Origin of the sequence: Deinococcus maricopensis DSM 21211, assembly GCF_000186385.1 — a bacterium.
GTDB lineage: Bacteria > Deinococcota > Deinococci > Deinococcales > Deinococcaceae > Deinococcus_B > Deinococcus_B maricopensis.
Genome location: NC_014958.1, coordinates 92,337 through 107,692, shown reverse-complemented (window position 1 = coordinate 107,692; position 15,356 = coordinate 92,337). Strand labels below are relative to the sequence as shown.

General features: G+C 70.7%; 16 protein-coding genes. 9 read left to right on the top strand and 7 right to left on the bottom strand.

Translation table 11 applies throughout. The annotated features are described in order from the left end of the window. Positions 1–7 precede the first annotated feature (7 nt). Complete coding sequence (locus tag DEIMA_RS00505) at positions 8–925, top strand: STM4011 family radical SAM protein (RefSeq protein ID WP_043816901.1); 918 nt, start codon at positions 8–10, stop codon at positions 923–925. Positions 926–954: 29 nt separating this feature from the next. Here DEIMA_RS00505 and DEIMA_RS16565 read toward each other — a convergent pair whose 3' ends face one another. Together DEIMA_RS16565 and DEIMA_RS00495 are read right to left on the bottom strand one after the other, a co-directional pair. Beyond that, positions 955–1,971, bottom strand: a complete 1,017-nt coding sequence (locus DEIMA_RS16565; RefSeq protein WP_013555266.1) for a DUF6745 domain-containing protein — start codon at positions 1,969–1,971, stop codon at positions 955–957. Then, positions 1,971–2,267 carry a hypothetical protein gene (locus DEIMA_RS00495; protein ID WP_013555265.1) on the bottom strand — a complete coding sequence of 99 codons (297 nt, stop codon included), beginning with the start codon at positions 2,265–2,267 and terminating at the stop codon, positions 1,971–1,973. Before DEIMA_RS00495 ends, DEIMA_RS16565 begins: the two co-directional genes overlap by 1 nt. 106 nt (positions 2,268–2,373) lie before the next feature. On the opposite strand from DEIMA_RS00495, the gene DEIMA_RS00490 reads away from it, so the two are divergent. After that, complete coding sequence (locus tag DEIMA_RS00490; RefSeq protein ID WP_013555264.1) at positions 2,374–3,207, top strand: HAD family hydrolase; 834 nt, start codon at positions 2,374–2,376, stop codon at positions 3,205–3,207. 55 nt (positions 3,208–3,262) lie between these two features. Beyond that, positions 3,263–3,577, top strand: coding sequence for a hypothetical protein (locus DEIMA_RS00485; RefSeq protein WP_013555263.1), 315 nt, complete (start codon positions 3,263–3,265; stop codon positions 3,575–3,577). A gap of 59 nt (positions 3,578–3,636) precedes the next feature. Here DEIMA_RS00485 and DEIMA_RS00480 read toward each other — a convergent pair whose 3' ends face one another. Both DEIMA_RS00480 and DEIMA_RS00475 read right to left on the bottom strand, forming a co-directional pair. Further along, positions 3,637–4,266 (bottom strand): FMN-dependent NADH-azoreductase, encoded by a 630-nt coding sequence (locus DEIMA_RS00480; protein ID WP_013555262.1) that lies wholly within the window; start codon positions 4,264–4,266, stop codon positions 3,637–3,639. 86 nt (positions 4,267–4,352) lie between these two features. Continuing rightward, complete coding sequence (locus DEIMA_RS00475; protein ID WP_013555261.1) at positions 4,353–4,595, bottom strand: VF530 family protein; 243 nt, start codon at positions 4,593–4,595, stop codon at positions 4,353–4,355. 126 nt (positions 4,596–4,721) lie between these two features. On the opposite strand from DEIMA_RS00475, the gene DEIMA_RS00470 reads away from it, so the two are divergent. Together DEIMA_RS00470 and DEIMA_RS00465 are read left to right on the top strand one after the other, a co-directional pair. Continuing rightward, the gene (locus tag DEIMA_RS00470) at positions 4,722–5,174 is read left to right on the top strand and encodes a hypothetical protein (RefSeq protein ID WP_013555260.1); all 453 of its coding nucleotides are present in this window, start codon (positions 4,722–4,724) and stop codon (positions 5,172–5,174) included. Positions 5,175–5,357: 183 nt separating this feature from the next. Then, on the top strand, positions 5,358–5,849 hold the full coding sequence (locus DEIMA_RS00465) for a YciE/YciF ferroxidase family protein (protein WP_013555259.1): 492 nt from the start codon (positions 5,358–5,360) through the stop codon (positions 5,847–5,849). 93 nt (positions 5,850–5,942) lie between these two features. Here the strand turns inward: DEIMA_RS00465 and DEIMA_RS00460 are convergent, their stop codons facing one another. Further along, complete coding sequence (locus DEIMA_RS00460; RefSeq protein WP_013555258.1) at positions 5,943–7,802, bottom strand: glycoside hydrolase family 2 protein; 1,860 nt, start codon at positions 7,800–7,802, stop codon at positions 5,943–5,945. 145 nt (positions 7,803–7,947) lie between these two features. Further along, positions 7,948–8,838, bottom strand: a complete 891-nt coding sequence (locus DEIMA_RS00455; RefSeq protein WP_169311912.1) for a LysR substrate-binding domain-containing protein — start codon at positions 8,836–8,838, stop codon at positions 7,948–7,950. A 120-nt stretch (positions 8,839–8,958) separates the two neighbouring features. Between DEIMA_RS00455 and DEIMA_RS00450 the strand changes: the two genes are divergently transcribed. The 4 genes from DEIMA_RS00450 to DEIMA_RS00435 all read left to right on the top strand — a co-directional run bounded on the left by DEIMA_RS00450 (position 8,959) and on the right by DEIMA_RS00435 (position 14,169). Beyond that, complete coding sequence (locus DEIMA_RS00450; RefSeq protein ID WP_013555256.1) at positions 8,959–10,056, top strand: TDT family transporter; 1,098 nt, start codon at positions 8,959–8,961, stop codon at positions 10,054–10,056. A gap of 85 nt (positions 10,057–10,141) precedes the next feature. Next, positions 10,142–10,462, top strand: a complete 321-nt coding sequence (locus DEIMA_RS00445; RefSeq protein ID WP_013555255.1) for an ArsR/SmtB family transcription factor — start codon at positions 10,142–10,144, stop codon at positions 10,460–10,462. Between the two features lie 10 nt (positions 10,463–10,472). Beyond that, positions 10,473–10,934: an arsenate reductase ArsC gene (locus DEIMA_RS00440; protein ID WP_013555254.1), complete on the top strand. Its 462-nt coding sequence runs from the start codon at positions 10,473–10,475 to the stop codon at positions 10,932–10,934. 70 nt (positions 10,935–11,004) lie between these two features. Further along, on the top strand, positions 11,005–14,169 hold the full coding sequence (locus DEIMA_RS00435; protein WP_245528336.1) for a GAF domain-containing sensor histidine kinase: 3,165 nt from the start codon (positions 11,005–11,007) through the stop codon (positions 14,167–14,169). Between the two features lie 306 nt (positions 14,170–14,475). On the opposite strand, the gene DEIMA_RS00430 is transcribed toward DEIMA_RS00435, so the two are convergent. Continuing rightward, a complete protein-coding gene (locus tag DEIMA_RS00430) occupies positions 14,476–15,351 on the bottom strand; it encodes an SDR family oxidoreductase (protein ID WP_013555252.1) in 876 nt (291 codons plus the stop codon). Positions 15,352–15,356: the final 5 nt, after the last annotated feature.

The window sequence follows — 15,356 nt, the reverse complement described above, 5'->3', positions numbered from 1 at the left end:
CGGGAGCGTGCGGCACCTGAATGTGCTGTACCGCGGGCCGCTGAGCAGCTGCAATTACGCGTGCCCGTACTGCCCGTTCGCGAAACGGACGGAAAGCGCCGAGGAGCACGCGCACGACGAGCGGGCGCTGACGCGGTTCCTGGCGTGGGTAGACGCGCAGGCGTTCGACGTGTCGGTGCTGTTTACGCCGTGGGGCGAGGCGCTGGTGCGGGCCCGGTACCAGCGGGCGCTGGTGCACCTGAGCCACCTGCCGCACGTGCGGCAGGTGGCAATCCAGACGAACCTGAGTGGGCGCCTGGACTGGGCGCGCGACGCGGACCGCGCGAAGGTGGGTCTGTGGGCCACGTACCACCCCGGCGAGGTGGACGAGGCGCGGTTCCTGGCGCGCTGCGCGGAGCTGGACGCGCTGGGCGTGCGCTACAGCGTGGGCGTGGTGGGGAAACGCAGTCACTTCCCGGCGATTGAGGCGCTGCGCGCGGCGCTCCCGGCGCACGTGTACCTGTGGGTAAACGCGTTCAAGACGGGCGGCGGGTACACGCCCGAGGAGGTCGCGTGGCTGAGCGGCATTGATCCGCTGTTCGAAGTGAACACGCGCCGTTACCCGACGCGCGGCGCGGCGTGCACCGCCGGGGAGAGCGCCATCAGCGTGGAGGGGGACGGGACGGTCCGCCGCTGCCACTTCGTGTCGCGGCCGCTCGGGAACCTGTACGACGGGCCGGTGGAGGCGCTGCTGAAGCCCCGTCCGTGCAGCCGCGCCAGTTGCGAGTGCCACATCGGGTACGTGCACGTGCCGCACCTGAACGCGGCGGGGGTGTACGGGGACGGGTTGCTGGCGCGCATTCCGGAGGGGCCGGAGTGGGCAGCGCCGGAAGCGTACCTGGCGCGCGCGCAACTGCTGCTGCGGGGAGGTGGGGGCCGCCCCTGAGGGTGGCCCCCACCTCCCCGCTCTGGGCGTTACGCTTCGAGGGCGGGCTGGTAGAGGGCCGGGTCGTCGAACCCGGCGAGCCATGCGGACGCGGCGTGCGCGGTGCGGATGGTGGGGGGGACGCGCAGCACGTACGCGCGTCCGGTGGACGGGCAGGCGACGCTGACGGCCACGAACGGTTCGTCGTTGGGGAGGTTGACGCGCAGGAGGCGGCGTTCGCCGCCGGCGTCATGGTCGCGGTCGAGTTCTTCAGCGCCGGCTTCCTGCAGGAAGCGCTCGGCGCCCATGCGTTCCATCATGACGCGGCGCACTTCGGCGTTCGGCTGCGCGAGGACTTCGGCGGCGGTGATGCGTTCCGGGTGGAAGGCGACGTGCGCGTCGATGCGGACGCCGCGCCAGCGCAGGGGGACGTCCTGCCCTTCGGGGAGGCCCGTGAGGCCGCTGTCGGCGACGTCGAGCCACCCGTTGATGCGCAGGCCCTCGGGGAGGGCAGTGATGCCGCGGCAGCCGCTGAGGTCGAGTTGCGCGACGTGCGTGAGCCATGCGGGCAGGGCGCGGAGGTTCAGGCAGTCGCGGGCGATGAGGTGCCCGTGACGTACCTGGGCCCGTTCGGGCCAGGTGCGGAGGGCGTCGCAGCGGCTGATGTTCAGGAAGCACACGTCGAGGCCTTCGGGGAGGTGTTCCAGGGAAGGGCAGTCCTGCAGGCTGAGTGAGCCGACCTTGAGGCCTTCGGGGAGGTGCTGCAGGCGTGGGCAGCCGTCGAGGGTGAGGCGGAACAGGACGCGGGTGCTGGCGGGCACGTGCGTGATGGGGAGGTTGCGGGCGAGGAGTTCGCCGACGTTCAGGCGTTCGGGCAGGGTGGGGAGGCCGGTGTCGCTGAGGTCGAGGGTGTCGCCGCTGAGGTCGTCGGGCAGGCGGGTGAGGGGCGTGCCGCTGAGGTCGAGGTGCCCGCGGAAGTACAGGGGGCTGGTGGTGTCGCCGCTCAGGAGGCGTTCGCGGGCTTCGGTGGCGCTGAGGACTTTGGCGCCGAGGGCAAGGGCGCTCATCAGTCGATGACCCGGCGGATGGCTTCGGGGCTGTATTCGCGCTGCATCCAGAAGCGGTAGTCGCCGCGGGGGAGGGTGATGGTGCGGTGTTCTTCGTGGATGAGGTCGGCGGTGTCGTTGAGGACGCGCAGGTAGGTGGTGGCGCCATGCTGGTAGAGCTGGACGCTGTGGGGGTCGCGGAAGCGGTGGCTGTGGCCGGTGACTTCGCCGTGGGCGAGGGTGTGGCCGGGGCGGGGGGTGGCGGTGGGCAGGGCGCTGATGCGTTCGATGAGGACGTCTCCGTGACGGTACAACATATTTACCTCCTGAAGTCATCTACCGACTTATGTAAATAGCATAACACATCCTGACTCAAATGACAATTCAGCCTGCACTCATCCCTCCGCGCTCTACAGTCAGGGCATGCAGCGCCTCCTGGCCCTCGACCTCGACGGCACCCTCCTGCACACCGACGGCACCCTCAGCCCCCGCGCCCGCGCCGCCCTCCACGCCGCCCGGCACGCCGGCTGGCTCATCCTCCCCGTCACCGCCCGCCCCGCCCGGCACGCCCGCACCCTCACGCCCCTCCTCGGCGCGCACGAACTCAGCTGCAGCGGCGGCGCCCTCACCCTCCACGCCGACGGCCACGTCCTCGACCGCACGCCCCTGCCGACCCCGCTCGCCCCGTTCGTACACGCCGCCCGGCAGGCCCTCCCCGGCCTCGCCCTCGCCGCCGACTGGGGCACCCACCACCTCGCCGAGCGCGCCTACCACGCCCTGCGTGCCCCGCACGCACCACCGCGCGCGCGCGCGCCCGACGACCTCCTCCCCCACCTCAGCCCGGCCCCGCTCAAACTCCTCGCCCGCCACCCCCACCACGACGGGCCCACCCTCGCCTGCGCCCTCCAGGACCTCCACGTGCAGGCACCTACTCCGCCCCTGCACGTCAGCGCCTCCTCACGGCACTTCGCGGAGGTGACCGACGCGGCAGCCACCAAGCTCGCCGCCGTGCAGCGCACCTGCGCCCGCCACGGCCTGGACCGGGCGCAGGTCCTCGCGTTCGGGGACATGCCCGCCGACGCGCCCCTGCTCGCTTGGGCGGGCGTCGGCGTGGCCGTCGCCAACGCCCACGCGGACGCCCTGCACGCTGCCGACGACGTCACCCTCAGCAACGACCAGGACGGTGTCGCCCTCAGCATCGAACGCGTCCTGGCCGCCCACGCGGCGGCGCGGATGACCAGCACCGACCGAACATGAAGGCTTCCTGGCGTTTTCTCGTGGACCCCGGCATGGCAGTGCGTACAGTGGGCGCATGATGAACTCCGAGACGAAACTCCGCAAGAAGCTCGGCAAACGCCAGATCCCCTACATCACGGTCGTCGGGAAACCCAACCTGCCCGCCGTGCACCTGGTGCTGGACGAGGCGCACAGCAACGCCTACGAGCTGATGCTGAACCTCGCGGACGACAGCAGTGACATCAATGCGGTGTACAGCGCCATGGGCGACAACAACCGGCCCATCCTGTTCTTCCTGCTGGACGGCGTGGTCCACTGGATTTACCAGGACGAGGCCCGCAGCGACGACGAAGACGTCAGCGCGCAGGGGCAGGAACCCGACCTCGGGTAACACCCGGGCCGCAACGCTGAAGGCCGGACCCTGGGGGTCCGGCCTTCAGCGTGTGGGGTTTAAAAGGCGCGCGCGACCGTGGCGGCGTGCTGCGCGGCCGTCTGGAAGATGTCCTCGGCTTTGCTGGGGTCGATGGCGAGCCCTTCGGCGAGCAGCACGTCCACGTCCGTGATGCCGAGCAGGCCCAGGAACGCCTTGAGGTGGCTGGCGGAGTGCTCGGCGCTGGCGAACGGGGAAGCGCCGGTGTACGTGTTACCGCGCGCCTCGATGATGACGACCTTCTTGTCGCCGGCGAGGCCGACGGGGCCCTGCTCGGTGTATTTGAAGGTCTTGCCGGCAACGGCGATGGCGTCCATGTACGCCTTGACCATGGGGGGGTAGCCGAAGTTCCACATGGGCGCGGCGATGACCACGACGTCGCTGGCGAGGAACTGGTCGACGAGTTCGCCGAGGCGTTCGACTTTGCGCTGTTCGTGGTGGTTGAGTTCCGCCTGCTGCGCGAGTTTGCCCCAGCCGTTCATGACGTCCTCGTCAATGAGGGGGATGTGGTCCTCGTACAGGTCGAGTTCGGTGACGGTGGCGTTGGGATGCTCGGCGGTGTAGGTGCTCAAGAAGTGTTCGGCGAGGCGCAGGGAGTAGGACTGTTCGGTGCTTTTGGGCGTGCCGCGGACGTACAGGATGTTGGTCATGGGGTCTCCTTGGACGTGGCGCGGGTGCGCCGTCGTCGTATGACCCCAAGTTAAACACTCTGATTTAAAAAGTCAACCGGTGTGTTTTAGAGGGTGCTGTCCACGCCGCCCTCACGCAGCCACTCCAGGTACAGGCCCTCCACCTTCGCCCGCGCCCACGGCGTCCGCCTCAGAAACTTCAGGCTCGACGCCACACTCGGGTCCTGCTGGAAACACCGGATGCGCACCCGCCGCCCAAGTTCCGCCCAGCCATACACCTCCACCAATTGCGTCAACAACCGCTCCAGAGTCACGCCATGCAAAGGGTCCGGGGATCGAGAAGCCGTCATCCCTCCATTAAAGCAGGGCCGGCGCCCCAAGCCCCGACGCGCCAGAAACTTCATGGCGCGCCCGCCGCACACGCACGAGACTCAGGGCATGACGAACGCGCACACAAACGTCAGCGGGGAACGCGCATGATCACGTTCACCTGGGGCACCAGACGCCCGGAACTGGAGGTCCCGCAACCCATCGTGGTGCTGGACCTGCGCGGCTCGGACAGCCCCTCGCACACCTACGCGCAGGCCCTCGCCGCGTGCGACGCGCATCGCGGCGGCGTCCGCCTCGTCCTCATCAGCGAGGAGAAACGCGTCGCTGACGCCCGCGTGAACCCCGCCACGCTCGACGTTCACGTGCAGTACGCGGGCGTGGAACTCCCCGACCCCGCCTGGGCCGCCTGCCGCGACGTCGCCCGCAGCCTGCCCTCGCCGGACGCCGTCCTGCTCGCCACCTCGTTCGCGGTGCGCGCCCTCGACGAGGACCGCCGCAGCCACGTGCTGCAGGTCGCCCCCACCCCGATCCTCACGGGCGTCCCCTGCCTCACGGTCGAGGGGCTCCCGCTCGGCCTGCGCATGCTCGCCAAAGCCTGACGCACCCCCGCAGCACTTCGCTGGACACCGACACGCTCAAGCAGGCGCGGCCACCCGCCGGGCTCGTCAGGGTGTGGTCAGACTTCAGTGAAGGCGCTGTGAAAGGGAAACCTTCACCTTTTTTCCAGCCCTGCCAGACCCCCCACTTGAACGGCGAGCACCCTGAGTGGCAGAGGTGATGACATGCAAATGCAAGATCTGCAGGACCTGTACATCCACAAACTCCAGGACATCTACAGTGCGGAGCAGCAGGCGCTCCGGGTGATGCAGCAGACCTCCGAGGTCGTGCAGACCCCAGACCTCAAGGAGTCCATCGTCACGCACATTCAGCAGACGCAGGGGCAGATTCAGCGTCTGGAGCAGATCTTCCAGAAGCTCGGCGAGCAGCCCGGCCAGGAACAGTGCGAAGGCATGCGCGGCCTCGTGCAGGAAGCGCAGAAGCTGCTGCAGGAAAACGCCAGCCCGGAAGTCCTCGAAGCGGGCATCATCGCGTGCCAGCAGGCCATCGAACACTACGAGATCGCCGGGTACGGCACGGCCCGCACGTACGCCCAACTGCTCGGCGACCAGGAAGCCGTGCAGCTCCTCGAACAGACGCTGCAGGAAGAGAAGCAGACCGATGAGCTGCTGACGCAGGCGGCGCAGCAGATCAACGTTCAGGCCCTGAACGCCTGAGGAACCCTGCGTCCAGGGGGCGGCGCCGTGCGCCGCCCCCTTTGTGGTGCGTGCAGGCGAGGCCCCCGCCCTGGGGTGCCCGCCTGCGGTGGGTTACTCGAGGGTGGTGCGGCTGGTGCGCTCCACGAGCGCGTCGTGCGCGGCGTGGTGAATCACCAGCAGTTCCTCGCCGGGCACCGAACGGGCGGGGCGCGTGTTGATGGCGCGCAACGCGGACGGTTCGACTTTGGGGATGCGCGCGGCGGTCACGAGGCCGTTGCTCTCCTGTTCCGTGTCGGTCAGTTGCGTGTAGCAGAAGCCCATCAGCACGTCCGACGCGAGGATGGCGCTCAACAGCTCCTCGTACTTCCCGAGGAGGGCCGCGCTGTCCTGCACTGTCCCGTACCCCCACCACTGCTCGCCCTCGGCTGGCTGGAGGCTGATGCCGCCGAACTCGGTGAGCATGACCGCCTCGCCGTCCCGGATGTGCCCGTCGAGCAGCAGGCGCCGGAAGTAGGGCTGCACGGACGACAGGGAGCGCTGCAGCGCCTCGTGCGTGCCGTACCGTTCGCGCAGGGCGTGCCCGCTCAGGGCGTAATCGTGAATGCCGAGGACGTCGCCGGTGATGAACTGCCAGCCGTCGTTCGCGATGACGGGCCGGGTCGGGTCGAGCGCGCGCGTGAGGTGGTACAGGGCGCGCACGTACGCGCGCTGCGCCGGGTCGCGTTCCAGGTTCGGGAGGCCCCACGACTCGTTGAGCGGCACCCACGCGATCAGGCTCGGGTGGTTGTAGTCGCGTGTGACCGCTTCGGTCCATTCGGCCGTGAGGCGCGTCTGGGCGTCCTCGGTGAAGGCGTACGCGTTCGCCATTTCGCCCCATACCAGCAGGCCGAGCTGATCGCACCAGTACAGGAACCGGGGGTCCTCGACCTTCTGGTGGATGCGTACGCCGTTGAAGCCGAGGTCCTTCACGAGCTGCGCTTCCTGCCGCAGCGCGTCCGGGCTGGGCGCGGCGAGGTGCGTGTCCGGCCAGTAGTTCTGCGCGAGGACCATGCGCAGGAACAGCGGCGCGCCGTTCAGCAGGAACTGCCCGGCGCGGACCTCGGCGCTGCGCATGCCGGCGTAACTGCCGACCTCGTCGAGGGGGGCGTCGCCATCGAGGAGGGTGAGGTGCGCGTCGATGAGGTTCGGGTGGGTGGGGGACCACAGCAGGTCGTGACGTTCCGGGTACATGGACGTGAAGTGCAGCGGCAACGTGACGCGGACGTCACGGCCGAGCGCGTCGAGGGTCACGTCCGCGAGGGTCGCGCCGCGCAGGCTGAGGCGCACCCGCAGCCGCACGCCCGGGCGGGGCGTGCGGTTCAGGCGGGCGTGCAGGCGCAGTTCGGTGCGGTCGAGGTCCGGCGTCCACCGCAGCGCCTGCAGGTGCGTGTGCGGGACGCGTTCCAGCCACACCGGCTGCCAGATGCCGGTGGTGCGGTGGTACCAGATGGCGTGCGGTTCGGGCTGCCAGTCTTGCTTCCCGCGTGGTTGCGCGAGGTCCTGCGGGTCGTCCTCGGCGCGGACGACGACGGTGCTGACGCCGTCGCTGTTCAGCGCGGCGGTGATGTCCGCCGTGAATGGCGTGTGTCCCCCCTGGTGCTGCGCGACCAGCTGACCGTTCACCCAGACGCTCGCGCGGTAGTCGACCGCGCCGAACTGCAGCAGGACGCGTTCGCCGTCTGTGGGGCGCGTGAGGTCGAGGGTGCGGGCGTACCAGACGACCGGGTGGAAGCTGCGGTCATGGACGCCGCTGGCCGGCGACTCGGGCGGGAACGGCACCTGGATGGTGCGGGGGAACGCGCGCGCGGCGTCGGGCTGGAACCAGCCTTCGTCGAGGCCGACGTCGTCGTCGTCGTACGCGAACGCCCAGGTGCCGCAGAGGTCCATCCAGTGCGCGCGGGTGAGTTGCGGGCGGGGGTGAGGTGTGGTCATGGCCCTCCTTGTGGCGGTGGACGGGGCGCCAGGGTGAGGGTGGTCGGGGGCGCCCGGACGTCCTCCTCATCGTGCCGTGCGTGCCCGGCGCGTCAAGAGGGCAAACCTTCACGTGTGGCCGCTCCGGAATCGGCGTCCGCACCGCTCAGGGGGTGCTGGGTGAGCGGAGCAGCGTGAGTAGGGCGTCTGCCGCTTTCGAGCGCGTCCCGGGCCACAGCGCCTGCAGCGGGCGCGACAATCCGGGCAGGGGCACGTCCAGCGCCACGAGGTGCCCGCGTTCCAGGTCACGCCGGACACTCAGGTCGGACAGGAACGCCGCGCCCAGGCCGCTCAGCACGGCCTCCTTCACCGCCTCCGCGCCGGCGAGGTGCAGGACGTCGTGCACGCGGACGTTCGCGCGGGCGAGCGCGGCGCGCGCCACCTCGCGCGTGCCCGACCCGGGTTCGCGCCACACGACGGGCAGATCGTCCAGGTCGCCGGGCTGCAGGGTCCGCCCGGCCAGCGGGTGCGTGGGGGCCGCGACGAGCCGCAGGGTGTCCTGGCGCAGCACCGCGTGGCCGAAGCCGGGCGGCAGCGCCGGGCGTGCGCCCTCGATCAGGGCGAGGTCGCACGCGCCGTCCAGCAGGCGCTGCGTGACCTCGCGGGAGTTGCCGCTCGTGACGTGCAGCGCCACGCCGGGGTGCCGGGCGTGGAAGGTGGCGAGCGCGGGGGGCAGCACGAACGCCGCGAGGGTCGTGCTCGCGGCCACGCGCACGTCCCCGGCCTGCAGGTCGCGCAGGTCGAGGGCGTACTGGCGCGCGTCGTCAAGCGCGCGGCGGAGTGCCCGCGCGAACGGCAGGAGGCCGTCGCCGGTGCGGGTGAGCGTCACGCCCGCGCGGTGCCTCGTGAACAGCGGTTCGCCCACGGCGCGTTCCAGCAGCTTGAGTTGCTGCGTCACCGCCGGCTGGCTGAGGTTCAGTTCGGTCGCGGCGGCGCTGAGGCTGCCGGTGTCGGCGACGCGCAGCAGGGTCAGCAGATGCTCAGGCTGCACAGGCACCAATACATTATAAGACTTCTGAATAATTGACCTGAAAATCACGCATTTGATTGATACCGCCCCGCCCTTTACCTTGGGACGCGTCCGGCGCGTGGCATTCCGCGCCGCCCCAAGGAGACCATGCAACGCTCGCTCCCTGCCGAGACGCGCGCCGAACGCGTCTTGCGTCCGTTCACACCCAACCACTTCACCATCACGATGGGCACCGGCATCGTCGCCCTGATGCTCGCCCGCGTTCCACTGCCCAGCCCAGGCCTGACCTGGGTCGGCGAGGCGTTGTGGTGGCTGGACGTCACGCTGTTCCTCGCCTTCTCGCTGCTGTTCGCACTGCGCGTGGTGCTGCTCCCGCACGCCACCCGCGATCTGCTGCGTGACCCCGTGCACGCCCTGTTCCTCGGCGCGATCCCCATGAGCCTCGCCACCCTCCTGAACGGCCTGCTCACCTTCGGCCTACCGCGCCTCGGCCCGGAGGTCATCCCGTTCGCCCTCAGCGCGTGGCACGTGGACGCCGCGCTCAGCGTGGCGTGCGGCCTGCTCGTCCCGTACCTGATGATCACCCGCCAGCAGCACCACTTCAGCACGCTGAGCGCCACGTGGTTGCTCCCGCTGGTGCCCTGCGAGGTCGCGGCCGCGAGCGGTGGCCTGCTCGCGCCGCACCTCGCGCCGGACCTGGCCCGCGGCGTCATCGAGGGCAGCTACGTCCTGTGGGCCCTGTCGGTGCCGCTCGTGCTGGGCGTGCTCGCCCTGTGGTTCCTGCGCTTGGTTCAGGAGGGCCTGCCTGCGCGCGAACTGGGCGCGTCCGTGTGGCTGCCGCTCGGCCCGCTCGGCACGGGCGCGCTCGGGCTGATGCTGCTCGGCACAGCGTCCACGAGCGCGTTCGTCGGCACGCCCCTCGCAGGGGTCGGGAGCGTCGCGTTCGGCGTGGGCGTCCTCGGCGGCGCGCTGCTGTGGGGGTACGGACTCTGGTGGGGGCTGCTCGCGGCCCTCAAGACGGCGCGGCTCGTCCGCCAGGGGCTCCCCTTCAACCTCGGCTGGTGGGGATTCACGTTCCCACTCGGGGTGTTCACCGCCGCCACGTTCACGCTCGCGCAGCAGACGCACGTGCAGGCGCTGCTCGTCGTGGCGTGCGCCCTCGTGGTCGCACTCGCGGGCACCTGGCTCGTCGTGGCCGCGCGGACGTGGACGGCGTGGCGTTCCGGCGCGCTGTACCCACGCTGACCTCACCCGGTGCGGGCGCATGCTGCGAGAACGATGCACGGCCCGCGCCCGCACGGCTTCCATTCCCAGCAGATAGAGTTGATGCATGACGGCAACAGACGCAGCGGGCGCCCTCATGCGCCTCAAGGCCCTCGCCCACGACACCCGCTATGACACCCTGCGCCTCCTGGCGCGCGGCGAGCACTGCGTGTGCGACCTGGAAGCCGCCCTGGGGCTGCCGCAGAGCCGGGTGTCGTACCACCTGGGCGTGCTGCGCGAGGCGGGGCTGGTCGTGAGTGAGCCGCGCGGAAAGAACGTGTACTACCGCCTGGCACGCGGTCCCCTGTACCGCCTGGGCGGCGACGTCCTCACCGAGCTGCTCGCGCGGGAGGGCGACGTGACGCATCAAACCGAGTCGGTGTGTTAGGCTCGCGGGGATGATGCGCGTGTTGATCCTGTGCACCCACAACAGTGCCCGCAGCCAGATGGCCGAGGCGCTCACCCGCCACGCCGCCGCCACGGCGGGCCTCGACCTGGACGTCCACAGCGCCGGGACGGAAGCAACGTTCGTCAAGGACGGCGCGCGGACGGTCATGGCGGAGCTCGGCCTCAGCCTGGACGCGCACACCAGCAAGACGCTGCACGACGTGCCGGACCCCTGGGCGTTCGATTACGTCATCACGGTGTGTGACAGCGCCGCCGACTCCTGCCCGACCTACCCGGCGCAGACGACGCGGCTGCACTACCCGTTCGTGGACCCCAGTGGCGGCAGCCTGGAACGCTGGCGGGCGGTGCGCGACCAGATGCGTCCACAGTTCGAGGCGTTCGTGCAGGCGCTGAAAGCGGGCACGCCCGTGCCACCCACGTACCCTGACAGCCCCGCCGTGCTGGCGCACTGAACGAAGTGGGGCGCGGCCCCTGCCCTACAATGGGCAGCAGTGCAAGTTTCTCCCCGGGATCACGATGGCCATGCCCTCTGACGCGCCACTGCCGCCCGCGCTCCTGTCCCTCATGGACGCCAGCAGCGACGCCACGTTCGTGCTGGACGGCGCGGGGAACTTCCTGTACGCGAACGCGGCGGCAGCGGCTATGGTGCGCCTCCAGCCGGAGCAGCTGCTGGGCCGCTCCCTGGAAGGTGAGTTCTCGGCGGCGTTCAGCGCGCGCTGGCTTGCGGCGCGCGCCGAGGTGCGCCGCGAGCGGCGGCCCGTCACGTACGACGCGTTCAACCCGGCCATCGGCGGGTGGGTGCGCGTCCACGTCGTGCCGCACGGCGAGGCGCTGGCCGTGCAGATCCGCGACGTCACCACCGGGCAGCAGACCGCCGCGCTGCAGCGCGTCTCGGTGGCGCTCGCGGACGCCAGCACGCCGGAACAGGTGATGGACGTGCTCCTGAACCACGCGGTCGCCGCGGCCGGCGCGTACATGGCGTCGCTCACGGGGCCGACCGCGGACGGGCAGGCCCTGGAGCTGCGCGGCACAATCGGGTTCAGCGAGGCGCTCAAGGCGCAGTACGCGCGGTTCCCGATCACACTGGACCTGCCGACCTGCCACGCGGCGCGCACGCACGAGCCGGTGTTCGTGGGCGGCCGGGCGTTCGACGAGCAGTTCCCGGAGTCGCTCACGACCCGCGCGGAAGCGACGCGCAGCATCGCGGCCCTGCCGATGGTCGTCGACGGGGCGCTCTGGGGCGTCCTGACCCTCAGCTTCCGGGAGGTGCGGACCTTCTCGGAGGAGGAGCGCCGTTTCCTGATGACGCTCGTGCAGCAGTGCGCGCAGGCGCTTGGGCGCGTCACCGCCGAAGTGCGGCTGCAGGAGCAGGCGGAGACGCTCGAAACGCTCAACCGGATCGGGCAGGCCCTGTCCGCAGAACTGGACCTCAGCAAGCTCGTGCAGGCCGTGACGGACGCCGGCGTGGAACTGACGGGCGCGCAGTTCGGTGCGTTCTTCTACAACCTCGTGAACGAGCAGCAGGAAAGCTACACGCTCTACACGCTGTCGGGCGTGCCGCGCGAGGCGTTCTCGTCATTCCCGATGCCGCGCAACACGCAGGTGTTCGCGCCGACCTTCCACGGCGAGGGCGTGGTGCGCTCGCCGGACATCACGCGGGACGCGCGCTACGGTCACACCGCCCCGCATCACGGCATGCCGCCCGGGCACCTGCCGGTCCGCAGTTACCTTGCGGTGCCCGTGACCGCGCGCAGCGGCGAGGTGCTGGGCGGGTTGTTCTTCGGCCATGCGGACGTGGGGGTGTTCACGGCGCGCGCTGAAGCGCTCACCGTGGGCCTCGCCGCGCAGACTGCCGTGGCCCTCGACAACGCCCGTCTGTACCAGCAGCTGCAGTTCAGTCACGCGACCCTGGAGCGCCGCGTGCTGGAACGCACGCGTGAACTGGAGGAGCAGCGCGTGGCCCTCGACGCGTTCGTGGCGTTCAGCGAACGGACCGCGTCCTCCACGGACGTGCAGGACCTCGCGCGGCACGCGACGAACGTGCTGCGCACGACGCTCGGGAACGTGAGCGCCGCCTACTACGAACGCGACGGGGAGCTCTGGAAGGCGCGGGTCATGACCGACGACATCCAGCCGGACATGCAGGCGCTGGCCCGCGCGGGCTTCCCGGTGGACCTGCCGAGCTTCGCGATGGCCGTCGAGGCGCGCGACGCGCTGTTCGTGGACGGCTGGGACCCGGCCGCAGAAGGGGTCGCCGCGGCGGCGCCGTACGGGGCGGCGGCGTCCCAGCCGTACTTCGTGCGCGGGGAGGCGACGGCGCTGTTCACGATGGCGTCCACGTCGGTGCGCGCGTGGACCGCGCGTGAACGGGCAGTGTTCCAGGCGGTGGCGCGCAGCCTCGGGCTGGCGCTGGAACGCGCGGAGCAGACGACGCGCCTCGCCGTGCAGAACGCGGAACTGGGCGCGCGCGCGCAGGCGCTGGAGGCATTCGCGAACCTCACGCGGGACCTCGCGGTCGAGGCGGACGTGGACGGCCTGGTGCGGCGCGCGCAGGAGATTCTGCTGTCGCTGCTGCCCGAAGGGTACGCGCTGTACTGGCAGCAGGACGGGGACCGCTGGCGGAGCCGCTCGCAGGTCGGGTCGCTCGGGCACCCGGGGTTGCAGGCGGCCGTCGATGACGGCTTCCCCCTCGGGCACGCGCCCACGCTGGACGTGCCGTGGACGACCCGCGAGCCGCTGTACGAAGACGAGTACGCACGCGGCGCGGACACTGACCCGGACGTCGTGCAGCACGTGAGTGCCGCCGCGATGCTCCCCGTGATGGTCGGCGACACCCTGCACGGCCTGATCGGGGTGGGCCTGTTCCAGCATCGGCAGTGGACCGCCATGGACCGCGCCGTGCTGGAAACCGTGGCGCACAGCCTCGGGCTGGCGCTGGAAGCAGCCCTCAGCGCCGCCGCGCTGCGGGAACGCACGCTGGAACTGGAGCGCAGCAACGCGGAACTGGAAAAGTTCGCGTACGTCGCCAGTCACGACCTGCAGGAGCCACTGCGCACCATCGCCAGCTTCGCGGGGCTGATCGAGCGCAAGTACGCAGGGGTGCTGGACGAGCAGGGCCTGCGGTACCTCGCGTTCGTGACGCGTGGCGCGCAACGCATGAAGGTCCTGATTGACGACCTGCTGGTGTTCTCACGCCTGAACGCGGTGCAGGACCCGCTGGAGCCCCTGGACGTTACCGTGCCGGTCCGCGAGGCGCTGGACCGCCTGCATGACGCGGTGGAACGCACAGGCGCGCGCGTGACCGTGGAGGCCCTCCCGGCCGTTATGGGCGCGCCGTCGGAACTGGTGCAGTTGTTCCAGAACCTGATCGGAAACGCCCTGAAGTTCCGCCGGGAAGGCGTCACGCCCGAGGTGCACGTGCGGGCCGAGCCGGACGGCGCGGCGTGGCATTTCCGGGTGGTGGACAACGGCATCGGGTTCGGGCAGGAGTACGCGGAGCGGGTGTTCCAGATCTTCCAGCGGCTGCACGTGCGCGAGCAGTACGAGGGCACCGGGATGGGCCTGGCGATCTGCCGGAAGATCGTGGAGCGCCACGGCGGGCGCATCTGGGCGGAATCCCAGCCGGGCGTGGGCAGCACCTTCCACTTCACGCTGCAGGGCGTGCCCGCGCCTGGCCACAGCGACTGAGGGTGTCGGTCAGACGCGCGTGAAGACAGCGCGAACACGGCGTCCATCCGATCAGCGCCACGGCCACGTGGTTCACCTGGGAACGCGTCCGGCATGCTGGCGGGCTCTTCCACCCACGCAGGACACCTTGGGGTGAGCCACGTCGTCCGATGTGTCGCCCCGGTGCTGGCGTCCACGGGTGCCTCGGCTGGTCACGCTCGTGCTCAAGCGCCGGTCGAACGGGACGCCTGCAGAGGGGCCTGCGCTGAAATGCGCGACAGCGTGCCCCTGAGCGCCACCGCCTTCTTGTCGGGGCGGCGCGCGGCCTCAGGCGTGCGGGGCGGGGAGGCGGAAGAGCGTGGCGAGGCCGTCATGGAGTCCGGCGGGGGGGCGGCCGAGCAGGCGGGCGAGGTCGGGGGTGACGTGGTCCTCTTGCCCGTGGCGGATGTCGGTGAGGAAGCCGATGATCCGCTGCGCCAGGGCGTTCGGGACGCCGCGCGCGTGCAGGCGCTCCGCGAAGGCGGCGGTCGTGAGGGGTGTGTACTTGACGGGGCGGCCCGAGAGGTCACTCAGTGCAGCGGCCACGTCCGCGAAGGAGTACGCGGCGCTGCCGGTGAGGTGGTAGGTGGTGTGGCCGCGTGGTTCGTCGAGCAGGGCGTTGGCGATGGCTTCGCCGAGTTCGCTGCGCAGCGCGAAGGCGACGCGGCCGTCGCCGGTGGGCAGCTGAATGCCTGCGTCGAGGACGTCCGGGCCGACGAAGTTCAGGACGGCGTCGAGGTACAGGATGTTGCGGAAGATGAGGTGGTTCAGGCCGCTCGCGCGGATGAGGTCCTCGGTCTGGACGTGGCCGAGCATCAGGGTGTTCGTGAGCGTGGCGGGGTCGCGCAGGTCGCGGCTGGTGTACGCGAGGCACTGCACGCCAGCGCGGCGCGCCGCTTCGATGACGTTGCGGTGCTGTTGGACGCGGCGTTGCTCGTCGGTGCCGGCGATCAGGAGGACGGTGCTGACGCCCGGCATGGCCGCGTCGAGGGTGCCGGGGTCGTCGTAGTGGCCGACGCGGACGTGCACGCCGGCGGCGCTCAGGGGGGCGGCTTTGCGTTCGTCGCGGACGAGGGCGGCGATGTGGTGGGCGGGGGTCCGGCGGAGCAGCTGCTGGATGACGGCGGTGCCGAGCTGGCCGGTGGCGCCAGTGATGAGGAGCATGCGGG